Annotated in this window: 21 protein-coding genes; 13 read left to right on the top strand and 8 right to left on the bottom strand. The window is 74.4% G+C overall.

All coding sequences use genetic code 11. The features are described from left to right. Window position 1: 1 nt before the first annotated feature. The 4 genes from AB0H83_RS39355 to AB0H83_RS39370 are packed head-to-tail and all read left to right on the top strand — an operon-like array spanning window position 2 to window position 4,843. The gene (locus AB0H83_RS39355) at window positions 2–1,423 is read left to right on the top strand and encodes an aldehyde dehydrogenase (protein ID WP_360104579.1); all 1,422 of its coding nucleotides are present in this window, start codon (window positions 2–4) and stop codon (window positions 1,421–1,423) included. Further along, window positions 1,420–2,271 (top strand): isocitrate lyase/PEP mutase family protein, encoded by an 852-nt coding sequence (locus tag AB0H83_RS39360; protein WP_360104582.1) that lies wholly within the window; start codon window positions 1,420–1,422, stop codon window positions 2,269–2,271. The genes AB0H83_RS39355 and AB0H83_RS39360 overlap by 4 nt, the downstream gene beginning before the upstream one ends. Beyond that, window positions 2,268–3,398, top strand: a complete 1,131-nt coding sequence (locus tag AB0H83_RS39365; protein WP_360104585.1) for an NAD(P)/FAD-dependent oxidoreductase — start codon at window positions 2,268–2,270, stop codon at window positions 3,396–3,398. The genes AB0H83_RS39360 and AB0H83_RS39365 overlap by 4 nt, the downstream gene beginning before the upstream one ends. Beyond that, window positions 3,395–4,843: an aldehyde dehydrogenase family protein gene (locus AB0H83_RS39370; RefSeq protein WP_360104588.1), complete on the top strand. Its 1,449-nt coding sequence runs from the start codon at window positions 3,395–3,397 to the stop codon at window positions 4,841–4,843. The genes AB0H83_RS39365 and AB0H83_RS39370 overlap by 4 nt, the downstream gene beginning before the upstream one ends. Before the next feature lie 26 nt (window positions 4,844–4,869). On the opposite strand, the gene AB0H83_RS39375 is transcribed toward AB0H83_RS39370, so the two are convergent. Next, entirely contained in the window at window positions 4,870–6,240 is a 1,371-nt protein-coding gene (locus tag AB0H83_RS39375; protein WP_360104591.1) for an MFS transporter, read from the bottom strand. A 71-nt stretch (window positions 6,241–6,311) separates the two neighbouring features. Continuing rightward, window positions 6,312–6,626 (bottom strand): Dabb family protein, encoded by a 315-nt coding sequence (locus AB0H83_RS39380; RefSeq protein WP_360104594.1) that lies wholly within the window; start codon window positions 6,624–6,626, stop codon window positions 6,312–6,314. Between the two features lie 77 nt (window positions 6,627–6,703). Here AB0H83_RS39380 and AB0H83_RS39385 point away from each other — a divergent pair, with 77 nt between their 5' ends. From AB0H83_RS39385 to AB0H83_RS39425, 9 genes are all read left to right on the top strand, one after another. Then, window positions 6,704–8,317, top strand: a complete 1,614-nt coding sequence (locus tag AB0H83_RS39385) for a nitrilase-related carbon-nitrogen hydrolase (protein WP_360104597.1) — start codon at window positions 6,704–6,706, stop codon at window positions 8,315–8,317. 62 nt (window positions 8,318–8,379) lie between these two features. Continuing rightward, entirely contained in the window at window positions 8,380–9,180 is an 801-nt protein-coding gene (locus AB0H83_RS39390; RefSeq protein WP_360104600.1) for an oxidoreductase, read from the top strand. Between the two features lie 118 nt (window positions 9,181–9,298). Next, window positions 9,299–10,267 (top strand): alpha/beta hydrolase, encoded by a 969-nt coding sequence (locus AB0H83_RS39395; RefSeq protein WP_360104603.1) that lies wholly within the window; start codon window positions 9,299–9,301, stop codon window positions 10,265–10,267. A gap of 9 nt (window positions 10,268–10,276) precedes the next feature. Further along, the gene (locus AB0H83_RS39400) at window positions 10,277–11,491 is read left to right on the top strand and encodes an aromatic ring-hydroxylating dioxygenase subunit alpha (protein WP_360104606.1); all 1,215 of its coding nucleotides are present in this window, start codon (window positions 10,277–10,279) and stop codon (window positions 11,489–11,491) included. Next, entirely contained in the window at window positions 11,488–12,219 is a 732-nt protein-coding gene (locus AB0H83_RS39405; protein ID WP_360104609.1) for a hypothetical protein, read from the top strand. Before AB0H83_RS39400 ends, AB0H83_RS39405 begins: the two co-directional genes overlap by 4 nt. Beyond that, complete coding sequence (locus tag AB0H83_RS39410; protein ID WP_360104612.1) at window positions 12,216–13,145, top strand: hypothetical protein; 930 nt, start codon at window positions 12,216–12,218, stop codon at window positions 13,143–13,145. Before AB0H83_RS39405 ends, AB0H83_RS39410 begins: the two co-directional genes overlap by 4 nt. Further along, complete coding sequence (locus AB0H83_RS39415) at window positions 13,142–13,900, top strand: SDR family oxidoreductase (RefSeq protein ID WP_360104615.1); 759 nt, start codon at window positions 13,142–13,144, stop codon at window positions 13,898–13,900. The genes AB0H83_RS39410 and AB0H83_RS39415 overlap by 4 nt, the downstream gene beginning before the upstream one ends. Beyond that, window positions 13,897–14,541, top strand: a complete 645-nt coding sequence (locus AB0H83_RS39420; protein WP_360104617.1) for a hypothetical protein — start codon at window positions 13,897–13,899, stop codon at window positions 14,539–14,541. Before AB0H83_RS39415 ends, AB0H83_RS39420 begins: the two co-directional genes overlap by 4 nt. Next, window positions 14,538–15,281 carry an arylmalonate decarboxylase gene (locus AB0H83_RS39425; RefSeq protein ID WP_360104620.1) on the top strand — a complete coding sequence of 248 codons (744 nt, stop codon included), beginning with the start codon at window positions 14,538–14,540 and terminating at the stop codon, window positions 15,279–15,281. The genes AB0H83_RS39420 and AB0H83_RS39425 overlap by 4 nt, the downstream gene beginning before the upstream one ends. A 19-nt stretch (window positions 15,282–15,300) precedes the next feature. Here the strand turns inward: AB0H83_RS39425 and AB0H83_RS39430 are convergent, their stop codons facing one another. The 6 genes from AB0H83_RS39430 to AB0H83_RS39455 all read right to left on the bottom strand — a co-directional run bounded on the left by AB0H83_RS39430 (window position 15,301) and on the right by AB0H83_RS39455 (window position 22,793). Then, window positions 15,301–16,323, bottom strand: coding sequence for an AI-2E family transporter (locus tag AB0H83_RS39430; RefSeq protein ID WP_360104623.1), 1,023 nt, complete (start codon window positions 16,321–16,323; stop codon window positions 15,301–15,303). A 78-nt stretch (window positions 16,324–16,401) separates the two neighbouring features. Then, window positions 16,402–16,554 carry a hypothetical protein gene (locus AB0H83_RS39435; protein ID WP_360104626.1) on the bottom strand — a complete coding sequence of 51 codons (153 nt, stop codon included), beginning with the start codon at window positions 16,552–16,554 and terminating at the stop codon, window positions 16,402–16,404. 81 nt (window positions 16,555–16,635) lie between these two features. Then, window positions 16,636–17,889: an MFS transporter gene (locus AB0H83_RS39440; RefSeq protein ID WP_360104629.1), complete on the bottom strand. Its 1,254-nt coding sequence runs from the start codon at window positions 17,887–17,889 to the stop codon at window positions 16,636–16,638. A gap of 122 nt (window positions 17,890–18,011) precedes the next feature. After that, complete coding sequence (locus AB0H83_RS39445) at window positions 18,012–19,352, bottom strand: hypothetical protein (RefSeq protein ID WP_360104632.1); 1,341 nt, start codon at window positions 19,350–19,352, stop codon at window positions 18,012–18,014. After that, window positions 19,349–19,969 carry a neocarzinostatin apoprotein domain-containing protein gene (locus AB0H83_RS39450; protein ID WP_360104634.1) on the bottom strand — a complete coding sequence of 207 codons (621 nt, stop codon included), beginning with the start codon at window positions 19,967–19,969 and terminating at the stop codon, window positions 19,349–19,351. Before AB0H83_RS39450 ends, AB0H83_RS39445 begins: the two co-directional genes overlap by 4 nt. Window positions 19,970–19,994: 25 nt before the next feature. Further along, window positions 19,995–22,793: an ATP-binding cassette domain-containing protein gene (locus AB0H83_RS39455; RefSeq protein WP_360104637.1), complete on the bottom strand. Its 2,799-nt coding sequence runs from the start codon at window positions 22,791–22,793 to the stop codon at window positions 19,995–19,997. Window positions 22,794–22,882 lie beyond the last annotated feature (89 nt).

Consider the following 22,882-nt stretch of genomic DNA (forward strand, 5'->3'; position numbering starts at 1 on the left):
CATGCCGCCGGCCAGGTCCCTCGTCAACGGTGCCTGGGCACCGGCCACCCGGGCGCTCAGCGGCACCCTGGAGGACCCGGCGACCGGCTCGGTCCTCGGCCCGCAGCTCGGCAGCACCCGCGCCGAGGTCGAGGCCGCGCTCGCCGCCGCCGACCGCGCCGCCGCGTCCTGGGCCTCCGTGCCGCCCGCCGAGCGCGCCGACCTCCTCGACGCCTGCGCCGACGCCCTCGAGGCGGCCGTCGGCCGGATCGTCGCCGTGGAGAGCGCGAGCACCGGCGTACCGATCCGGCAGGCGACCCCCCTCGGGTTCATCGTCACCGGATCGTTCCGCCTCGCCGCCGCGCAGCTGCGCGAGGGGTGGCTCACCCGCACCCTCACCCGCGACGACGGCCGCCCGGTGACCGTCGAGCTGCTGCCGTGGGGGCCGGCGCTGTGCCTGGTGCCGTGGAACGCCCCGGCGCCGATGGCCGCGCACAAGGCCGCCAACGCCCTCGCCGCAGGTTGCCCCACCATCGTCAAGCCCAGCGAGTACGCGCCCGCCGGCACCCAGCTGCTGGCCGAGACGATCGCCGGGCTGCTGCCGCCGGGCGTGCTACAGCTGCTGCACGGCGGGCCGGAGGTCGGCGCCGCGCTCGTCGGCGACCCGCGGTTGCGGGCCGTGTCGTTCACCGGCGGCGTCCCCGGCGGGCGGGCCGTCGCCGGGCAGTGCGCGTCCGGGCTGAAACCCGTCCAGCTCGAGCTGGGCGGCAACAACCCCCTCGTGGTGCTGCCCGACGCCGACGTCGACGCCGCCGCCCGCGCCGCCGTCGACCTGCTCACCACCCTCAACGGCCAGTGGTGCCGGGCGCTCGGCCGGCTCATCGCCCCGCACGACCTGCTCCCGGGGCTGCTCGCCGCGATCGGCGAGCGCCTCGCCAAGCTGCGCGTCGGCGACCCCGCCGACCCGGCCACCGAGCTCGGCCCGCTCATCCACAGCGGGCACCGCGCGCTCGTCGCGGCGCGCCTGCTCGACCTCGGTGGCAAGGCGCACACCTACACCGACGTGCCCGCCGACGGCAACTTCTTCGCGCCGGCCCTGGTCACCGGCGCCGCCGAGGAGCCGGCCCGGCACGAGATCTTCGGGCCCGTGGCCACCGTGCACGGCTACGGCACCGTCGAGGAGGCCGTGGCCCTGGCCAACGACACCGCGTACGGCCTGGAAGGGTACGTGTTCGGCACCGACGAGGCGGCCGCGCTCGCCGTCGCCCGGCGCATCCGCGCCGGCGAGGTGAAGGTCAACGGCTCCTCGGTGATGAGCCTGCACCTGTTCACGCCCCGCCCCGCGTGGGGCGTCTCCGGCCTCGTCGAGGAGGGCACCGCCGAGACCCTGCGCTTCTTCACCAACTCCCGGGTCACCGGCGTCGAGAACGGCTTCGCCCTGTGAGACGGCTGCTGGCCGGGCCCGGCGTCACCCACCTGCCGGGCGTGTACGACCCGCTCACCGCCGCCCTCGCAGTGCGGGCCGGGTTCCCGGCCGTGCACCTGTCGGGGGCGGCCGTGTCGGCGCTCGCCCTGGGGTTGCCGGACCTCGGCTACGTCCACGGCACCCACATCGCGGACCGGGCCGCGGCCCTGATGCCCGCGCTGGGCGGGGTGCCGCTGCTGGCCGACGCGGACACCGGCTACGGCAACCCGCTGCACGCGGTGTGGACGGCCCGCCGGTACGCGGCCGCGGGGGTGGCCGGGCTGCACCTGGAGGACCAGGTCAGCCCGAAACGCTGCGGGCACCTGGCCGGCAAGGAACTGCTCGACGCCGGTCCGGCGGCGGCGAAGGTACGGGCGATCGCCGAGGCCGGCACCGGTCTGGTCCTCGTCGCGCGGACCGACGCGTTCACCGTCACCGGTCTCGACGACGCGATCGCCCGTTCCCGGGCCTACGTGGACGCGGGCGCCGACGCGGTCTTCGTCGAGGGGGTCACCGGCGCCGACGACCTGGCGGCCGTGCACGCGGCCCTGCCGGGCGTCCCCCTCGTCGTGAACCGGTCCGAGGCATCGGGATCCGACGCCTTCCTCGATGACGCCCGCCTGGCCGGGCTCGGGGTGCGGTTCGTGCTGCATCCGGTCGCGCCGCTGCTCGCCGCGCTCTGCGCCGCGCGGGCCGCGTACGCGGCGATCGCCGTCGACGGCAGCGCCGCCACGGTGAGCAGGCTGCCGTGGGACGCGTTCACCGATCTCGTCGGCCAGCCCGAGGCGCTCGCCCTGGACGCCCGTTACTCGGAGGTGCCCGCATGAAGGTGATCGTCGCCGGCGCGGGGCCGGTCGGGCTCACCGCCGCGCTCACCCTGCACCGCCTCGGCGCCGACGTCACCGTGCTGGAGGCCGGCGACGAGCTCGCCACGCAGTCGCGGGCCTCGACGTTCCACCCGCCGTCGCTGGAGATGCTCGCCGAGCTCGGCGTGCTGGACGCGCTGCTCGCCCAGGGCCTCGTCTCGCCCCGCTTCCAGTACCGGGAACGCGGCGGCGGCGTCATCGCCGAGCTCGACCTGTCGCTGCTGGCCGGCGACACCCCGTACCCCTTCCGGGTGCAGTGCGAGCAGAGCAAGCTCACCCGCATCCTGCTGCCGCTGCTGCCGCCGGGCACCGTCCGCTTCGGGCAGCGCGTCGGCGCGGTCGAGCAGGACGCCGGCGGGGTCACCGTGCTGGCCCGCGACACGTTCCGCGGCGACTGGTTGATCGGGGCCGACGGCGCCAACTCCGCCGTGCGCCGGTCGCTGTTCGGCGACGCGTTCGAGGGCATGACGTACCCGGACCGCTTCCTGGTCGGCTCCACCGACGAGGACCTGGCCGCGCTGCTGCCCGGCATCGCCGAGGTCAACTACCTCTTCGACCCGGTCGAGTGGCTCGTCGTGCTGCGCACCCCCGACCACTGGCGGGTGCTGCTGCCGACCCCGCCGGACACCCCCGACGAGGTGGAGCTGGCCCGGCTGCCGCAGCGGCTGCTCGGCGTCGCCGACCCCGGGCGGCCGTGGCGGGTCGCGCACACCACCCTGTACCGGGTGCACCAGCGGGTCGCCGAGTCCTTCCGGGTCGGCCGGGTCCTGCTCGCCGGGGACGCCGCGCACATCAACAACCCGCTCGGCGGTATGGGCATGAACTCCGGCATCCACGACGCGGTCCTGCTCGCCCGGGCCGTCGCGGCCGGCGACGACGACGCCGTCACGGCCACCGCCGCGGCCCGGCGCCGCGTCGCCCGCGACTACGTGCAGAAGACCACCCACGGCAACTGGGAGAAGCTGCGCTCCGGCGGCGCCTCCGCCTACGCCGGCGAGCTGCGGGCCCTCGCCGCCGACCCGGTCGCGGCCCGCGCCTACCTGCTGCGTTCCTCGATGATCGCCTCGCTGCGCGAGGTGTCCGCATGAGCATCGTGCGGGAGAACCCGGCGCGCGTCAGCGAGGTCGTCGGGCGGGTCGCGGCGGTCGACCGCGACATCCCCAACCGGGTCGACGGCGCCGTCCGCGCCGCGCACGCCGCGTTCCGCGAATGGTCCGGCATCCCCATCGCCCTGCGGCTCGCCGCGCTGCGCGCCGCCGCCGACGCGATCGCCGGCGACCTGGAGGGCCTCGCCGTGCTGCTCGCGCGGGAGATCGGCAAGCCCCTGCCCGACTGCCGGGGCGAGATCGGCTTCGCCGTGCAGCACCTGCGGTGGGTGATCGAGCAGGCGCCCGCCGCGTACGCCGACCGGGAGCTCGACGACGCGCAGGGGCGGCTGCTGCGCATCCGCAAGCCGTACGGGGTCGTCGTCGCGGTCACGCCGTGGAACGCGCCGGTCGTCCTCGCCATGCTGAAGCTGGCGTCGGCGCTCGCCGCCGGCAACACGGTCGTCGTCAAGCCGTCGCCGCTCGGGCCGCTCACCGTGGACCGGGTCGTGCGGCTGTTCCAGGCGCACCTGCCCCGCGCCGCCGTGCAGGTCCTGCACGGCCACGCCGACCTGGTCACGGCGCTCGTCACGCACCGCCTGGTGCGGAAGGTCGCGTTCACCGGCGGTGAGGACGCCGGCCGGGCGATCGCCGCGGCCGCCGCCGACCGGCTCATCCCCACGGTGATGGAGCTCGGCGGCAACGACCCGGCCGTGTTCCTGCCCGACGCGCCGCTGGACGGCGCGAGCATGGACCGCCTGGTCATGGCGAGCTTCGCCAGCGCCGGCCAGGTGTGCATGGCGGCGAAGCGGCTGTACGTGCCCCGCGCCCGCGCCGGCGAGTTCGTCGAGGCGTACGTGGCCGCCGCCGCCCGCGTCCTGGTCGTCGGCGACCCCCTCGCCGCCGGGGTCACGATGGGCCCGATGGTCAGCGACGCCGCCCGGCGGCGGGCCCGCGACCTGACCCTCGCCGCCGGCCAGGGCGACGCCGAGCGCATCGAGCTGGGCCGCCGGGCGGCCGGCTACGACGAGACCGCGGGCTACTTCCTGCCGCCGGTGCTCGTCGTCGACCCCCCGCACGACGCCGCGCTGCTGCGCGAGGAGCAGTTCGCCCCGGTCGTGCCGGTCGCCTGCTACGACTCCGAGGACCAGGCGCTGGCCATGGCCAACGACGACGACCTCGGCCTCGGCGCGTCGGTGTGGAGCGCCGACGAGGAGCGGGCGTTCGCGTTCGCCCGCCGCCTGGAGGCGGGCTTCGCCTTCGTCAACACCCACAACCGCACCGGCATGTCGCTGCGCGCCCCCTTCGGCGGCGTGAAGCGCTCCGGCTGGGGCCGCGAGTACGCGCAGGAGGGCCTCGCCGAGTACGTCCAGACCTGCGTCGTGCACGCCCCGGCCCCGTTCCGCGCCGGCGGCGCCGGCCTGTCCCCCACCGCGTATCCCACGTAGCCGCGGCACGGTGCCGCGACAGCCACTCATGCCGGGGGCGACGACGAGCGGCGGCGGGCGATGAAGACGTCGGTGAGGGCGGCTGCCAGCGCGAGCGCGAGGAAGGCGATGGCGACCATCAGCGCCATCTCGAACGCGGCCGCCCAGTCACCGTCGGTGGCGTCGAGGCGGGCGAAGAACACCGCGCCGATCGCGGCGATGCCGAAGGCCGCGCCGACCCGCTGGGCGGTCTGCACGACGCCGGCGGCGCTGCCGGAGCGGTCGACGGGGACGTCGGCGAGGGTGAGGGTCTGGTTCGGGGTGATGACCAGGCCGCTGCCGAGGCCCGCGACGAGCAGCGGCGCGGTCAGGGCCCACGGCGAGACGGCGGTGTGCAGCAGGACGAAGACCCCGGTCAGACCGGCCAGGACGGTGACCAGCCCGGCCGCGACGAGGGGACGGCCGAACCGGTCCACGACCCGGCCGCCCGCGAACGCGGCCAGGGCCGAGCCGAGCGCGAACGGGGTGATGGCCAGGCCCGCCTGCAGGGCCGTGAAGTGCTGGCCGCGCTGCAGGTACAGGGTGAGGATGAAGAAGTTCGCGGTGAACCCGGCGAAGTACACCAGCACGACCGCGGTGCCGAGCGCGTAGGAGCGCCGGCGGAACAGCTGCAGGTCCGCCAGCGGCACCCCCGGGTAGCGCAGCTCCCACCAGACGAAGCCGGCGAGCGTCAGGACGCCGCTGCCCAGCAGGTACCAGTGCCCCTGCTCGATGAGCGGGAGCAGGATCTGCACCACGGCGAGGCCGAGCAGCAGCACGCCGACCGGGTCGAGGCTCTCCCGGCGGCGGCGGTCGGCGGGGCGCCGCGGGATGAGCCGCCACCCGAGCACGGCGGCGGCGAGACCGACCGGCAGGTTGATGTAGAACACCCAGCGCCAGCCGTCGTCCTGCCCGGCGAACTGGATGATGACCCCGCCCAGCAGCGGCCCGGCGGCGGTGGCGATGCCGATGACGGCGCCGAGCAGGCCGAACGGCCGGGCCCGCTCCGGCGGCGGGTAGAGCCGCTGGATGAGGCCGATCACCTGGGGGTTCACCACGCCGGCGAACGCGCCCTGCACGAGGCGCGCGATGACCAGCCACGCCTCGCTCTGCGCCGCCCCGGCCGCGGCGCTGGCGGCGGTGAAGCCGAGCAGGCCGGCCACGAACACGGGCCTGATCCCGCGGGCGTCGCCGAACCGGCCGGCGGGCACCAGCAGCAGCCCGAACGTCAGCGCGTACCCGGACAGCACCCACTGCAGCCCGCTGGCCCCCATGTGCAGGTCCGCCTGCATGGACGGGATGGCGACGTTGACGATGCTGACGTCCAGCAGCGTCATGAACGCCGCAACGAGCGCGACGGCGAGCGCCCGGCCCTTCATCGGTGGCGCTCAGGCGGGGTCGGGGACAGCTCGGCCGGCATCGCCGGCCGTATTGCCCAGCCGGCGCAGGTTCATGCCTGCGGCCGGGGCGGGTGTCCGGCGCTGAGGTAGTCGACCACGGCCCGCGACGCCAGGCGCGGGCGCAGCCAGCCGGCGACTTCCAGGTGCGCCTCGTGCGACTGGTAGCCCAGCAGGCCGTCCGCGTCGTCGTGGGTGGTGACGAGGCACAGGTCGCCGGACACGTCGCTATGCACCGTGTCCAGGCCGACCAGCAGCGAGCGGATCTGCGGCACCACTCCCACCAGGCCCTCCAGGAGCTCCTTGGCCTTCGGCGCGTCGGCCGGATCCGTGAATTTCATGACGACGACATGGGTGAGCACCATCATTGGCCTCTCTTTCAGGGAACGCGCGGCGAGTGTATGTTCGGGAAACACTGTTCCGCTAGAGGAACCAGGAGGCCCTCGTGAGGGTTGCCGCTGTCCAGTTCGCCGTCGGTCAGGACGTGCCCGCGAACCTCGCGAGCTGCCTGCGGATGATCGACCAGGCCGCCGCCGAGGGCGCGGATCTGGTGGTCCTGCCGGAGTTCTGCAACCACCTGTCGTGGTACGACGACCGCGACCACGCCCGGCGCATGGCCTGCCGACTCGGCGACGCGTTCCTGACCGCGGTCGCGGACCGCGCGGCGCGCCACGGCGTGCACGTCAAGATCAACGTCACGCTCGCCCGCGACGACGGCCGGACCACCGGCACCAACCTGCTCTTCGGCCCGTCCGGCGCGCTGCTCGGGCAGAGCGACAAGCAGACCCTGATGGGCAGCGAGAACGACCACCTGCACCGGGGCACCGAGAACGGCCCGGTCGTGCGCACCGCGTTCGGCACCGTCGGCATGTACGCCTGCATGGAGGGCGTCGCGCCGGAGGTGGCCCGCGGTCTCGCGCTGCGCGGGGCGCAGGTGCTGCTCAACAGCCTCAACTCGTTCGCCACCGACGAGGCGAGCCTGCACATCCCGGTGCGGGCCGCGGAGAACCGGGTCTGGGTGGTGGCGGCCAACAAGGTCGGCCCGCTGCTGCCTGCCGACAAGCTCGAGGCGATCAGCGCCGGGCTCAAGGTGCCGCCGCAGTGGCTGCACGGCGCCGGGGAGAGCCAAGTGGTGGCGCCGGACGGCACCGTCGTGGCGAAGGGCCCGCGCACCGGCGAGGCGGTGGTGGTCGCCGACATCGACCCGGCCGCCGCGCTCGACAAGCGCCGGCCCGACGGCACCGACCGCTTCACCGCCCGCCGCGGCCCGCTCTACGCGGCGATCGGCCGGCCGCCGCAGCCCCCCGCCAGGCCGCAGGCCGCCGAGTCGATGCGGGCGGCGGTGGTACGGGCGACGACGCCCGACGCGCTGCAGCGCCACACCCGCGACGTCCTGGCCGCCGGCGCGACCCTGCTCGTCCTGCCCGAGCTCGCGGAGCCCTGGGTGGTGCCCGCCATGCGTGAGCTGCTGGCCGGCACGGAGGCGGTCGCGGTGACCAGCGTCCTGCAGGACGGCGCGCACGCCGGCGTGGTGGTGTCCGGCGCCGGGATCGCCGGCCGGCAGGAGCAGCTGCACCCGGTCGCGCGGCTCGCCGCCGACGTGCGCCGGCACGGCGACGGCCTGGCCACGTTCGACCTGCCGTGGGGGCGCCTGGCGGTGGTGGTCGGCGACGACGCCATCTACCCCGAGGTGTTCCGGCTGGCCGCCATCGCCGGTGCCGACGTGGTCGCCGTGCCGTTCACCCCGGCCGAGGACTGGGAGCTGGCGCTCGGGTTGCCGGAGCGTGCCGCGGAGAACCGGATCAACATCGTCGCCGCCGCGCCGGCGGGCATGCCGTCCGCCTTCTACGCGTTGAGCCCCGACTTCACGCTGTGGACCGCGTGGGAGGGTCCGTTCACGGGCCGGATCAGCCACCCGATCGTCACCGGCGTCGCGGCCGGCACGCCCGCCGCCACCGCGGAGCTGGCGCCCGCGCAGAGCCGCAACAAGCTCGTGTCGCGCGGCACCGACCTGCTCGACGGCCGGCCCTGGCAGCTCGTCGACGCCCTGACCCGTTGACATCTGTTACCCATGGCGAAACACTGTTTCCATTGCGGTGGCACGACTTGGAGAGTGAACGCGTGGAGGAAACCGTCCAGCACGTCGAGGAGATGCTCGACGCCTCGCCCGTCATCGACGTCCACGACACCTTCGCACAGTTCCAGCAGCTCCTGACGGATCTCAAGGCCAAGATCGACGCGAGGTTCACCACCACGCGCGACCCGTCGACGGACATCCTGGAGCAGTACGGGACGTATCCGGAGGGACCCGGCGGCCGGGTGGCCGCCTACAGCGGGCCGGAGGTCGACTGGATGGTGCACTCGTGGCTGGGCGACCCCTCGCGCAGTTTCGTCAACCTGCACCTGACGTGCTGGCTCGGCCCGCAGGTCAGGGTGCCGCACCTCGGCATCGCGCTGCTGTGCTGGCCCGGCGGCTGGTTCTACACCGACTACATCCCGCGCACCGACATCGTCGTGGACGGCGACTACTTCGACCGCTACTACGCGCCCGCCAACGACGACTGGCTGGCGCACAAGGCCGACCCTGAGTTCGCCTGGTTCACCAGCCGGGCCGCGTTCATCCGCGCCTCGCTGTCCCCCAACGCCTACGTGTACTCCTTCGAGCGCACCGAGCGGAACCTGACGGTCGTCAGCGACGTGCTGCACGCCCGGGTCGACCAGTGGCTCACCTGGGTCGGCGAGGCGCCGCCGGTGCCGCAGGAGGAGCGCGCCGCGCTGCGCGAGCGGGACCTCGCCACCCGGCGCAACATCGCCGAGCGCGACCCGGCCAACGTGATGGGCGTGCGGTACTTCGGCGAGGACACCACCCAGCGTCTCGTGCGCGCCCTGTGGGGCGGCGACCGCGAACTGCCCCGCCCGTGACCGGCTCGGAGCGTAGCGGAGGGCCGGTCACCATGGGCTCAGTCCTTGGGTCACGTCGGCGCCGGAGCGCAGCGGAGGTGACGGCGTGACCGGCTCGGAGCGTAGCGGAGGTGACGGCGTGACGCACTCCACGATCCGCTCCCTGTGGTCCGCCGTCACGATCCCCGGCGTCGAGGCCCCCTATGCCACCGCCCACCTGAAGGTGCACTACCCGGCGCTGGTCACCGGGTCGGACGCCGAACGGCTCAGCGGCGTCTTCCAGGCCGACCCGGCCGGTGCGCCCTACCCGGTGGTGCTCGTGCTCAGCGGCGTCAACGTCGGCCAGGACGCCTACCGCTGGCTCGCCGTCGAACTGGCCCGGCAGGGCCTCGCCACGGTCACCTACGACTGGGTGGGCCCCCTGTTCGCCGGCCAGGTCGGCATCACACCTGGCGTCGACCTCGCCCTGGCCCGGCCCGGCACGTACGGCGACGGCCCCACCTGCCAGGCGATCGAGCCGATCCTGCGCGGGCTCGCCGCGCTGCACGCCGGCGGCCCGCTGCGGGGTACCCTCGACCTGGACCGGGTGGCACTGTTCGGCCACTCCGCCGGCGGCACCGTCGCGCTGCAGTCCGGGCGCTTCTTCCCGCAGGTGCGGGCGGTCGCGGCGTACGGCGCGCACACCATGGTCTCCACGATGCTGGGCTGGCCCGCGGGCACCGTCGCCGAGGCGCTCGTCGACTCGCCGGTGCTGCTGCTCGCCGGGACCGAGGACGGCGTCATCGCCGCCTCCGCCGACCGGTACGGCGCCGCCGGCGGCGACCGGCACGACCCGGTCAGCCGCACCTTCGACGAGGCGCTCAAGGACCGCGACGGCGAGCACGTCCTGGCGACCGTCGCCGGCGCCAACCACTTCGGCGTCGTGGAACCGGCCGACCCGACCGCGGCCCGGTCGTTCCTGGACCGGCCGTCCACCGTCGGCGGCTCCACGGCCCGCGGCGTCATCGCCGGGCTGCTGTCCGCGTTCCTCCGCACCCATCTGCGCGGCGGCGACCCCGCCGCCCTCGACACGTTCCCCCCGGACCTGGTGTCCGTCCGGCGCCGCTAGGAGCCTCGCATGTTGAAGAACTTCTGGTACGCGGTCGAGTTCGCCGACCGCGTCACCACCAAACCACTGCGCATCACGTGCCTCGGCCAGGAGCTGGTGCTGTACCGGACGCCGAAGGGCCGCCCGGTCGCACTGTCGGACCTGTGCGTCCACCGCGGCGCCGCGCTGTCCGGCGGCTGGGTCAAGAACGACTCGATCGTGTGCCCGTACCACGGCTGGGAGTACGAACCCGACGGCGCCTGCGTGAAGATCCCGGCGAACCAGCCGGGCCGCGGCATCCCGAAGAAGGCCCGGGTCGACTCGTACCCGGTCGAGGAACGCTACGGGTTCGTCTGGGTGTTCCTCGGCGACCTGCCCGAGGCCGAGCGCCCGCCGATCCCGGTCTGGCCGGAGTTCGACGACCTCGTCGGCAACGGCGGCCGGTTCAAGACGGTCACCGGCGAGTACCTGTGGAAGTCCAACTACGAACGGATCCTCGAGAACGGCTGCGACATCGCGCACACGCCGTTCGTGCACGCCGGCGCCTTCGGCAACCCGGAGCGCCCCGACGTCGAGGAGTACGAGCTGGAGATCCCCGACGAGTGGTCGGCGTTCGCGACGGTGCGGCTGCACCCGCCCGCGCCGAAAGGCATCTGGAGGATGATCGGCCGGCGTGGCAAGAACCTGAAGGAACGCCCGCCGGTGGCGACCACCGCCGGGTGGATGCTGCCGAACATGATCAAGCTGCACGTCCGGCTGCCGATGGGCAACCTCATCATCTACGACACCAACATCCCCGTCGACGAGACGACCACGCTGGTGAAGTGGGTCGCGCTGCGCGACTTCTTCACCGGCAACTGGGCCGACAAGAACGCGGTCCGGCGGGTCTACAAGATCTTCGGCCAGGACGCCCCGGTCGTCGACCGGGTCCGCCCCGAGCTGCTGCCGTTCGACCTCGGCGCCGAGCTGCACGTCAAGAGCGACCTCATCGCCGTGCACTACCGGCGCCGCCGGCAGGAGCTCGCCGAGCAGGGCTGGCTGCTCGGCGACGAGGACCGCATCATGGGCGACGTGCCGCGCCGCGAGGCCACGGTCATCGCCTCACCCGCCCGCCGGGAGAACCCGGAGCTCGCCCGTGCCTGGGTGCACAAGGCGAAGGGCGAGCACCCCACGGTCGTCGAGGCCGAGCGGATCGGCAAGGCCCGCCGCGACGCCGAGGACAACGGCACTTTGGAGGAACTGTGACGTCGCTGCCCTTCGCCCTGGCCACCCGGGCCCTGGACGCGATCCTCGCCCGGCAGCCGCTGGCCGAGACCGGTGCGCCCTACCGGGAGCTGCGCTCGCCCATGTCGCCGGCGCCGGTCGGCACGATGCGGGTCTGGCAGGGCGACGGCGAGGTCTCCCGGATCGTGTACGTCGGGCTGGTCGTGCCGCCGATCAACCTCGACAGCCACATGGTGTTCGCGTTCACCGCGGCGGAGTCCGGGGTGCCGCACTTCACGCTCGACTCCGTCTACGGCGGCGACTACTACGCCTACCACCTGGACCTCATCCCCCGGGCCGAGCTGTCGTCGCACCTGGCGTACATGGACAGCGCGTACGACTCGCTGACCGGGGTCTACGAGGAGGCGTCGCAGCGCGACGGGCTCACCCGCGCGCACATCGGCCCGCGCCAGCACGCCCTGATGTCGCCGTGGATGCTGGTGCACCGCGCCGACGAGGCCGCGTTCCGGGGCATGGACCCGATCGTCGACGCCTACGTCGGGCACTGGCTCGACCTGGTCTCCTCGGGCCTGCCGGCGGCGGTCACCGGGTCGCTCGCCGACACCGACCTGGCCGCCCGCGACGCCACCGTCCGCGCCAACCTCTTCAGCCCGGCGGTCGACCCGGTGTGGGCGCAGGTGTCGCGGCTGCTCGGCGAGCCCGCCTCCGACGAGATCCGCGACGTGCTCATCGGCGGGCCGCTGTCATGACCGAGGCGTCCCCTTCGCAGTGGCAGCAGCGCATCGCCGGGGAGTGGCACGGCCGGCCGAGCCTCTTCGACGCCGACGGCACCTGGCGCGGCTACGAGGACATCCGCCGCTCCTCCGTCTTCGCCGACGGCGTCACCACGTACTACATGGACGGCGGCCTGGAGGGCGGCGGCCCGCTCGCCGGGCGGTTCCGGCTCGGCGCGCCGTTCGCGTTCGGCGTCGTGGACTCCGACGCCGACCGGATCTACACCGGGCCCGACTTCTACGGCACCGGCCAGCCCTACGGCACGTTCGTCGACGCGCACTACTACGGCCCCGGCTGGCAGGTCGACCTCAACACGTGGAACCAGGTCCTCGGCGACGACACCCAGGTGTACTCCTCGATGCTCTACCAGGGCCCGGCGGTCGTCGGCTGCTTCAACGGCGTCTACCGGCGCGGGGTGGACGGCGACACCCTCGCCGCGCACCTCGCGGCGGAGACCCGCAACGGCCCGGTGCCGTTCATCCTGCCGACCAAGCAGGCCGGCGTCTACAGCGGACAATGTGAGCTGTGGGGCGCCGACCAGAAGCTGGTGGGCCCGGTCGGCATCGAGCTGGCGCTGACCCCGGTCGACCTGCTGCGCACCCGGCTGTCGGTCACCTGGACCGGCGCGCTGGAGCGCTCGTTCACGGTGGACTGGCGGCGCGACGGGTTCCGCTCGTTCTACGAGGGGCCGGGCGCGTGGGGCAACGCGATCGCGTTCGGCCGGGCCAACTACAGCACCGTGCACTGCACGGACGTGGTGAAGCTGACCGGCCGCGAGTTCATGCTCGACGCCACCCCCGGCATGGGCGCCGGCACCGTCCTGGCCGTCGCGTACCGGGTGTACGAGGGCGCCACCCTCGCCGGCGTCGTGCACGGCTCGCTCACGTGGACCGCGGCATGACCGTCGTCGTGGTGACCGGCGGGACCCGGGGCATCGGCCAGGGGCTGGTACGGCAGTTCCACGCCCGGGGCTGCTCGGTCGTCTACTGTGGACGGACACTGCCCGCGGAGCCGGACCCCGACCCGCGGGTGCGGGGCGTGGTCGCCGACGTCACCGACCGCGCCGCGGTGCGCGACCTGTGGGAGGAGGCCGTCGCCGCGTACGGCCGGGTCGACATCTGGATCAACAACGCCGGTGTCACCACCGCCCGCCGGCCGCTGTGGGAGCTGCCCCCGGCGGAGCTCGACGCCGTCATCGACGTCAACCTGCGCGGCCTCGCCCACGCCAGCGCCGTCGTCCTGGCCGCCATGCGCGCCCAGGGGCACGGGGCGCTGTGGAACATGGAGGGCTTCGGCTCCGGCAACCAGAAGGCGCCCGGGCTCGCCGCGTACGGCGCCACGAAACGCGCCGTCACGTACCTCACCGACGCCCTCGCGAAGGAGCTCGGCAAGGACTCTCCGGTCACCGTGGCGCACCTGTCCCCCGGCATGGTCGTCACCGACCTGCTCGCCCGGGACTACACCCCGGAGGAGTTCGCCAAGGCGAAGAAGATCTTCAACATCCTCGCCGACACGGTCGAGACCGTCACCCCGTGGCTCGCCGAGCGGGTCCTCGCCGGGGTGCCCAACGGCGGCCGGGTCGCCTGGCTCACCACCCCGAAGGCGTTCGGCCGGTTCGCCACCGCCGCCTTCCGCAAACGGGACCTCTTCGCATGACCACGAATGATTACCCGGTGATTCTGGCGGTGGAGGACTTCGTGCCGACGCTGCTGGCCCTCGCCGGGTTCTGGCTCCTCGCCGGGCTCGGCCCCGCCGGGAGAGTCACGGCAGGGCGGGCCGGGGCGGTGCTCATCGGCGCCGGCGGCCTCGCCAAGTCGGTGTGGAAGCTGCTCGTCGCCGGGTTCGGCGGCGACCTGCCGTGGCTGGAGGCCGCGCTGTTCCCGCTCATGTCAGCCGGCGCGGTCACCCTCGTCTGGGCGCTGCTGCCGACGGCGCCGTGGTGGCCGTTCGCCGCCGTGTACGCGGCCGTGGCCGGCGGCGCCCTGGTCGCCGGCGCGATGAAGCCGGTCTTCGTCCTCGCCACCGCGGGCGTCACCACCGTCAGCGTCATCGGCGCCGTGTACGCCGGGCGGCGCCGGGCCAGGACGGCGATCGCGCTGTACACGCTCGGCATCGTCCTGGTGACCGCGCTGGTCCCCCTGCGCAACCACCCTGACCACGAGACGCTGCGGCTGCAGTGGATCGAGCAGGGCACCAACACCGCGGCACAGCTGGCGTTCCTCACCGCGGCGTGGCTCACCGTCCGCGCCTACCGTCGTTCCCGACCGCACTCCCTCTCCATCGAGGTGCTCGCATGACCGACGCCCTGGGCTGGCGCCACAAGTTCGGCGTCATCGCCCCGTCCACCAACACGATCGTCGAACCCGACTTCTACGCCATGGGGGTGCCCGGGGTGACCGCGCACTTCTCCCGCATCCACATCCGTAACCAGGACCTGTCCAGCGACGAGGGCTTCGAGAACCTCCTCACGCAGATCCGGGCGGAGATCGGCCACGCCTGCGAGCGGGTCCTGACCTGCGAGCCCGACTTCATGGTCATGGGCATGTCCGCGGAGACGTTCTGGGGCGGCGTCGAGGGCAACCGCGAGTTCGTCGCCCAGATCAACGGCATCACCGGCCTGCGGGTCGCCACCGGCGCCGAGGCCTGCGAGCGGGCGCTGCACCTGTACGGCGCCCGCCGCATCGGCGTGGTGACCCCGTACCAGCCGATCGGCGACGAGAACGTGGTCCGGTTCTTCTCGGAGCTCGGCTTCGAGGTGGTGCGGATCAAGGGCCTGCGCTGCCCGACGGCGGTGTCGATCGCGCACGTCACCGAGGCGGAGCTGCGCGCGGCGATCCTCGAGGTGGACGGCCCGGACGTCGACGCGATCGTGCAGTGCGGGACGAACCTGTCGATGGTCCGCCTCGCCGACGAGGCCGAGCGCTGGCTGCGCAAGCCGGTGATCGCCATCAACGCGGCCACCTGGTGGATGGCCCTGCGCGACAACGACGTCCAGGACAAGGTGTACGGGGCCGGCGGCCTGCTGCGCGACCACTGAACCTCGCCTCCGCCGGGGGTCACGGCGTTCGCGAAGGATCTCGCAGCATCTGGCGCCACCAGACGGCGATCGCCGCGACCGGTGGCGCCAGCAGCACCCCCACCAGCCCCGCGAGGGCACCGCCGACGACCGTCACCGCGAGGATCGCCACCGGGTGCAGGTCCAGAGCCCTGCCGAACACGAACGGGCGCATCACCCCCTCCAGGATGTTCTGCGTCACCAGCACGATCACCAGCATCCACGCGGCCGCGGCCGGGCCGCCGGCGCCGAGGGCGACGACCACCGCGAACACCGCCGACACCCAGGCACCGAGGTACGGCACGTACGCCGCGACGAACGTGATCAGCGCGATCATCCCGATCAGCGGCAGCCGCAGCACCACCGCGCCGAGCGCGATGGCCACCGTGTCCATGGCCGCGACGACGGTCGTGCCCACGATGTACCGGCGCATCCGCAGCGCCGCGCCGTCCAGCAGCTGCCGGGTCAGGCCGGGCCGCAGCGGCAGCCGCCGCTCGAGGTACGCCACCCCGGCCGGGCCGTCCTTGAACAGGTAGAACAGCACGAACGCGGCCATGAACACCCCGATCGCCGCCTGCGCCAGCAGCGCGGTGCCGCTGAGCACCGCCGAGCCGACACCGAGCAGGGCGGTACGCCACTGCGTCGAGGCCAGCAGCGTCTGGAGGGGGTCGGCGCCCAGCGCGGCGTGCACCTGCTCCCCGGCCCCGGCCAGGACGTCGCTCCAGGCCTCTCCCATGCCGGCGAACGTGCGCACCACGAGCAAGGCAAGCACCACGAGCAGCGCCGGGACCAGCAGCGCCCCGGTGAGCGCGGCCAGGGCCGGCGGCGCCCCGAGCCGGCGCAGCCGCTGGACGAGCGGCTGCAGCGCGGCGGCGACGACGAGGGTGATCAGCAGTGGCGCCAGCACGGCCAGCACGGCGCCCAGCCCGGCGATGACGGCGGCGACACCGACGACGACGCCGGTCACCAGCCAGCCCGTCCGGCCGAGCCGGGCCAGCCAGGTCGGCGGGGACTGCACAGCCATACCGCGACACTGCCCCGGCAGGCGCCGGTTAAGCCTGCCCACGGGCGGCAGGACGCGCGCACAGACGCGCGGGCGGCGTCAGGGTGCCGTGGCGGTGGCGAACACCCGGCGCAGCGACGCGAACGTCTCCAGGGAGCGGCGCCCCTCCTCCCGCAGCGACCGCATCGCCGGGCGGCCGCTCCGCACCTGGCCGCCGCGCCGGCCGGCGCGGCGCTCCACCGGGCGTTGCACGCGGTGGCGTTGTGCACGGTGGGATTGTGCGCGGCGGCGTTTGTGTGCGGTGGCGTTTGTGTGCGGTGGCGTTTGGTGCGGTCAGCTCTCCGCCGGAGCGTGGGGGGCGTCGTCGGCGTGGGCGATGCGGGTCAGTTCGCGCCACAGCAGCGCGACGAACACGGCGGAGCCGGCGAAGGCGAACCAGAACGGCGCCGTCACGCCGATGTGGGTCGCCAGGGCCCCGCCGATCGCGGAGCCGGCAACCAGGCCGCCGAAGACGCTGATGGTGTTGACGCTGCCGACCCGGCCCTGCAGGTGCTCGGGCACCGCCCGCTGCCGCACGGTGATCGACGTGGTGCCCCAGATGAACGCGTGCGCGCCGAAGACGAACATGACCGCGCCGGCGACCCACACCGAGGTCGTCACGGCGAGCGCCAGATGGGTGAGCGTCTCGATGATCAGCCCGGCCCGCATCACGTTGCCGAGGCTCACCCGGCGGGTCAGCCGGCCGTACATGGCGGTGCCGGCCAGCCCGCCGACGGCGCCCGCCGTGGTGAACAGCCCGAACCCGACGGCGTCGAGGCCGAGGCGCTGCTGGGCGTACAGGACCAGCACCGACCAGGCGGCGCCGAACGTGACGTTGAAGATGAGGATCGTCAGCGACAGCGTGCGCACCGCCGGGTGGCGCACCGTCCACCGCAGCCCTTCGACGACCTCGTGCCGCACCCCGGCGGGCCGCTGGTCCTCCGGCCGCGTACGGGCGGGCAGCATGAGCCGGGACACCAGCAGTACCCCGGCGCCGACGAGGACGGTCTCGGCGACGAACGGCCACACCATGCCGGCCGCGAACAGTGCCGCGCCGACCGGCGGGCCGACCAGCTGGTTGAGGGTCAGGAACCCGGCCTGGATGCGGGCGTTGGCCACGACGAGGTCGTCGCGGTGCACCAGCGCAGGCGTGAGCGTCGCCGCGGCGTTGTCGGCGAACACCTCCGCCGTGGTGAGCAGCCCGATCGCGACGAGGGCGACCACCACCGTGAGCCGGTCGGTGGCCAGCAGCGCCACCAGCACCGCGAGGACCACGGCGCGCGACGCGTCGGCCGCCATCACGATCCGACGCCGGTCGAGCCGGTCGGACAGCACCCCCGCGTACAGGCCGAACACCAGCGGCGGCGCCCACCGCAGCAGCGCCGCCAGCGACACCAGGAACGCGTTGCCGGTGAGCGACGCCACCAGCAGCGGCCCGGCGGCGACCGCGATCCCGTCGCCGAGGTTGCTCGTCCACGACGAGGCCAGCAGCCACCGGAAGCCGGTGCCCAGCCGGGCCGGCACGAGACTTTCGACGATGGTGCCCACGAGCAGAGCACCTTACGTGCGCCGGCCCCGCACCGCAGCCCGGTTCCCCCCGCCGTGTCCCCATCGACGGGCGTGGCGGCTCAGTCGCCGCCGGCAGGGTCGCCGGGCCGCGGCGCGGCGGCTCAGTCGCCGCCGGTCGGCACTGCCGGGCGGCGGCGGGTGCGGGCGGGCAGGACGACGAGTGCGCCGGCGCCGAGCAGCAGCAGGGCGGTGCCCCACAGGACCAGGACCGGCAGGGTGCCGCCGTCGCCGGTCTTCGGCAGGGCCTGCCCGGTGGCCTCCGCGGCGGTCGCCGGCGTCGACTTGACGGTGAACTTCGCGACGATCGTCGTGTCCGCCGGCCCGGTGACCGGGTCGCTGCCGCTGTTGCACTCGGTGTCCACCTGCGCGTGGTCGAACATGATGTTCGCGACGGTCAGCGTGACCAGGCCGGGCGTGCTCGCGGTGAACTGGCCGGTGAGGGTGGCGCCCGGCACGCGCGCCTGGGCGGCGACGGCGCCGTAGGTGGGGCCGCTGAGCTTCACCGTGCCGGTCTGGGCGCCGCTGAGCTTCACGGTCGCGGTGGGGCGCAGCTCGCCGGCCGCGATCGGGACCGGGCCGTTCGTGCCGCCGTTGTCGAAGGTGTACGTGACGGTGACGTTCGCCCCGTAGCCGGGGTTCGCCGGCGACATGGTCAGGGTGTGCGTCGCGGTCCAGTCCCGGATCGTGCTGAGCGTCTTGCACTTCATCGTCACCGATTTGGGCCCGAACGTCTCCGCGGGCGTGGCCGCCTCCGACGCGGACGGCGAAACCGACGCGGACGGCGAGGCCGACGCCGACGCCGAGGCCGACGGGGAAGCCGACGGAGAGGCCGAGGCGGACGCCGACCCGGACGGCGCCGGCGTGACCACGGCCGAGTCGGTGACCGGCGTGTCCACCGGTGCGGCCTTGTGGTCGCGGTCGCCGCCGGCCGAGCAGTACGTCGTCGCGGTGGTGTTGGCGAACGCGACCTGCCGCACGGTCAGCGTCACGGTGCCGGCGGCCGTCGCGGTGTACGTGCCGGTGGCGCTGACCGGGCCGAGCGGCACCGCCGCCGCCTTGGCCGACGCCGGGTACACGGCCTGGTTGAGGGTGACCGTGCCGGCCTGCGCGCCGCCGAGCGCAACCGTGACGCGGACCGGCACGTCGCCGGCGTTGAGCGGCACAGGGCCGTTGGTGACGCCCGCGGCGGCGGCCAGGGTCACCGTCACCGCCTGGCCGGCCGCCGGGCTCGCCGGGGTCTGCGTGAGGGTGAACGTGTCGCTCCAGACGGTCGGTGACGTGCCCGTCCCGGCGTCGCTGAAGTACAGCCGGCAGCCGAGGTCCGCGGTCACGGGCGCGGCGGCGCGGGCCGGCGCCGCGGGCCCGGCGAGTGCCGCCAGCGCCACGGGTGCCAGGGCCGCCACGACGGCGGCACCGGTCGCGATGCGGCGCACGCCGCTCACACCCCTTCCACGGTACGGGCACGGCGGCGCCGCGCCGGCACGATCACCAGCAGCCCGACGCCGACGGTGAGCAGCGCCGAGCCGGCGAGCAGGACCACGACCGGCTCGTCGCCGGGGCCGGTCTTCGGCAGCGCCGTCGCCTCGGCGGCGGTGGTCGCCTGGGCCGCCTGGGTCGTCGCCTGGGCCGCGGCGCCGAAGGTGAGCTTCACCGACGCCTTGTTGGCGGCGACCTCGCCGGCGTTGTTGCCGGACGGCAGGATCTGCGCCGCGATCACGCAGGTGCGTTTCGCGCAGTCGAACGTGCCGAACTTCTGCGCCAGCTTCAGCGTCACCGTCGGCAGCTTGCCGGACGCGTCGGCGTTGACGAACTGGGAGCCGCCGGCGAGGTTGCAGTCGGTCGGGCCCTTCACCTCCTCGATGCACTGCCCGACCGCGATCTGCTTGAGGTTCGGGGTGAAGCCGCTGCCGCCGACGGTCACCGACGCGCCGTCGGTGAGCCCGGTGGTCTTGCTGACGGTGAGCGTGGGCGCGGCCCACGCGGGCGCGGCGCCGAGCGGGACGACCCCGGCCAGCGCCGCCGTGACGAGCACCGCCAGGGTCGGGATCCGTCGTTGCATCGGGGTTCTCCTCATGTCGTCGAGCTCATGTCGTTGCTCCTGACCGGTTGACGGCCGCGAGGTCGGTGCCGAGGTAGGACCGCACGACGGCCGGGTGCGCGCGGACGTCGTCCGGGGTGCCGTCGGCGATGATCCGGCCGCTGTCCATGGCGACCATCCGGGTGGCGAGCCGGGACAGCAGCGGCAGGTCGTGCTCGATGACCAGCAGCGTGGTGCCGAGCTCGCGGTGCACTCGTAGCAGCAGGTCGCCGAGGGCCGCGCCGTCGGCCTGCGAGACGCCCGAGGACGGCTCGTCCAGCAGCAGCAGCGTCGGCTCCAGGGCGAGCAGGCAGGTGATCTCGACCATCCGCCGGGTGCCGGTCGACAGCGCGCCGACCAGGTCGCCGGCCACGGCGGACAGCCCCATGAGGTCGATGAGCTCGCCCGCCCGCCGGGCCTTGCGCCGCTCGGCCAGGGGCGCGCCGAGCGCCGAGGCGAGCAGCCCGCTCGGCGCGGTGCGCTCGCCCGCGGTCATCACGGTCTCCAGGACGGTCATCGTGGCGAACAGCCGGGCGTCCTGGAACGAGCGCACCAGCCCGAGCCGGGCCCGGCGCTCCGGGGTGGCACGGGTGACGTCCCGCCCGGCGAACGTGACGGTGCCCGCGTCGGGCGGCACGAACCCGGCGATGATCTCGAACAGGGTGGTCTTGCCGGCGCCGTTCGGGCCGATGATGCCGAGGACCTCGCCGGCGGTCACATCGAGGCGTACCCCGGCGACCGCGGTGACCCCGCCGAAGGCGCGGGCGATGTCCCGCACCACCAGCAGCGGCTCCCCGGCGGCGGTCGGGCGCAGCGGCTCGGTGCGCGCCGGCAGCGTCAACGCCGTGCGCCGCGCCGGCCCGACGTCCGCCGGTTTCGTGGCCGCACCCGTCGCCGCCGCACCCGCGGTCTTGGTGGCGGCGGGGTGCGACCGGTTGGCCCAGCGGGTGACCAGGGTGTCGCGGGCGCGTACCACCAGGCCGCCGAGACCGCCGGGCAGCAGCACGACGACGAGCAGCCAGCCGAGGGTCAGCGCCGCCTGCCCGGGGATGCCGAGGTCGACGAAGGCGGGGATGCCGACGATGACGAGGGCGCCCAGCAGCGGCCCGCCGAGCAGCCCGATGCCGCCGACGACGGTGACGGCGACGACGTCGACGCTGGCGGAGGCCGGGAAGCTGTTGACGGTGAGCTGGGTCTGGCCGTGGCCGATGACGGCGCCGCCGAGCCCGGCGAGGGCGCCGGCGACCGCGTACGCCTGCAGCTTGCGCAGCGGCGCGGAGACGGTCAGCGCGCGGGCCGCCTCCTCGTTGTCCCGCAGCGCGGTCAGCAGCCGGCCGAACGCGCCGCGGCGCAGGTTCGCCGTCAGCCACAGGCCGAGGCCCAGCATGAGCAGCGCGAACAGGTAGTAGTCCTTGGCCACCTCGAGCGGGTAGCCGGCCCAGGCCGGCTTCGGGGTGCTGACCCCGGAGCCGAGCAGCCAGTCCCGGCGCAGCAGGTACGCGCTGGTGGCGAGGGCGAACGCGAGCGTGGTCACGGCGAGGGCGAGCCCCCGCAGGCGCAGCGCGGGCACGCCGACCGCGGCGGCGGCGAGCGCGGCCGCGGCGCAGCCGGCGACCACCCCGGCGAAGAAGTTGCCGGTGGCCGCGGCGACCCGCACCGACACGGCCCCGCCGATGCCGGCGAACGCGAACTGGCCCAGCGACAGCTCCCCCGCCACCCCGGTGACGACGAGCACGGACAGCGCCACGAGGGTGAACCCGGCGACCGTGGTCAGCGCCGACGCGGTCTGGTTGTCGACCAGGTACGCCAGCGCCGCGGCGAGCAGGAACCCGGCGCCGGCGACGAGCCGCCCGAGGTGCCGCAGCGGCCACGGTCCGGTGAGCACGGCGGCGCCGGATCGGGCCCAGCCGCCGTCGTCGGTGTCGCGGCGGCCCAGCCGCGGCTGGCGCAGCAGCGCGATGAGGATCGTCGCGCCGAGCACGACCTGGACCAGGCCGGTACCGGAGGATCCGGACAGCAGGATCTGCTCCAGCACACCGATGCCCAGCGACGCGGCGAACGCCACCGGGATCGAGGACAGCCGGGCGATGACGGCGCCGGCGAGGCCCTTGAGCAGCAGGTCGGGGCCGAGCGTGTCGATCGACTGAGCGCCCTGGGTGGGTGTGACGAGGATGGCGGAGAACGCCGCGATCCCGCCGGCGATCGCCCACGCCACCGTCGCCATCCGCGCCGCGGCGACCCCGTCGAGCTGTGCCGCGGCCGGCTGGTCGGCGGCGGCGCGGATGGCCAGGCCGTGCCGGGACCGTTTCAGGAACAGCGCGAGCGCCACCAGCAGCAGCGGGGTCAGGATCAGCATCGCGGTGAACGCCGGCCCGACCGGGGTGCGCCCGACGGTGAACGACGGCAGCCCCGGCGGCCGCGGGAACGTGGCGCCGCTGACCCCCTGCCGGTTGACCAGCAGCGACACGACGAGGATGAACTGCGACAGCCCGAGCGTGGCGATCATGCCGATGACCCGGGAGCGGTGCCGCAGCCGGCGCACCACCCCGGCCTCGACACCGGCGGCGACGGCCGCGGCGACCGCCATCGCCACGGGGAACGCGACCCAGTACGGCAGCCCTTCCCCGGCGACGAGCCGGCCGAGGACGGCGGCGCCGAACACGCCGATGGCGCCGTGCGCGAAGTTGACGAACCGGCTGGAGCGGTACACGAGCACCAGGCCCACGGCGAGCAGCGCGTACGTGAGCCCGGTGAACAGCCCGAGCAGGATCCGGTCCGGCCCGAAGTCGTACCCGAAAACGCTCATGCCGCCGCCTCCGCTGCGCTCCGGCGTCGGCCTGAGCTCCACCCTGAGCTGCTGATTCGCAGCCCTCCGCTGCGCTGCGGGCCGCTCAT

Origin of the sequence: Dactylosporangium sp. NPDC050688 (assembly GCF_040654515.1) — a bacterium.
In the GTDB taxonomy this organism is placed as follows: domain Bacteria; phylum Actinomycetota; class Actinomycetes; order Mycobacteriales; family Micromonosporaceae; genus Dactylosporangium.

Coding starts and splice junctions, on each gene's coding strand:
- AB0H83_RS39355 (WP_360104579.1), top strand. CDS start 2: ATGCCGCCGGCCAGGTCCCTCGTCAACGGTGCCTGGGCACCGGCCACC.
- AB0H83_RS39400 (WP_360104606.1), top strand. CDS start 10,277: ATGTTGAAGAACTTCTGGTACGCGGTCGAGTTCGCCGACCGCGTCACC.
- AB0H83_RS39455 (WP_360104637.1), bottom strand. CDS start 22,793: ATGAGCGTTTTCGGGTACGACTTCGGGCCGGACCGGATCCTGCTCGGG.
- AB0H83_RS39415 (WP_360104615.1), top strand. CDS start 13,142: ATGACCGTCGTCGTGGTGACCGGCGGGACCCGGGGCATCGGCCAGGGG.
- AB0H83_RS39410 (WP_360104612.1), top strand. CDS start 12,216: ATGACCGAGGCGTCCCCTTCGCAGTGGCAGCAGCGCATCGCCGGGGAG.
- AB0H83_RS39450 (WP_360104634.1), bottom strand. CDS start 19,969: ATGCAACGACGGATCCCGACCCTGGCGGTGCTCGTCACGGCGGCGCTG.
- AB0H83_RS39425 (WP_360104620.1), top strand. CDS start 14,538: ATGACCGACGCCCTGGGCTGGCGCCACAAGTTCGGCGTCATCGCCCCG.
- AB0H83_RS39380 (WP_360104594.1), bottom strand. CDS start 6,626: ATGATGGTGCTCACCCATGTCGTCGTCATGAAATTCACGGATCCGGCC.
- AB0H83_RS39365 (WP_360104585.1), top strand. CDS start 2,268: ATGAAGGTGATCGTCGCCGGCGCGGGGCCGGTCGGGCTCACCGCCGCG.
- AB0H83_RS39370 (WP_360104588.1), top strand. CDS start 3,395: ATGAGCATCGTGCGGGAGAACCCGGCGCGCGTCAGCGAGGTCGTCGGG.
- AB0H83_RS39430 (WP_360104623.1), bottom strand. CDS start 16,323: ATGGCTGTGCAGTCCCCGCCGACCTGGCTGGCCCGGCTCGGCCGGACG.
- AB0H83_RS39420 (WP_360104617.1), top strand. CDS start 13,897: ATGACCACGAATGATTACCCGGTGATTCTGGCGGTGGAGGACTTCGTG.
- AB0H83_RS39375 (WP_360104591.1), bottom strand. CDS start 6,240: ATGAAGGGCCGGGCGCTCGCCGTCGCGCTCGTTGCGGCGTTCATGACG.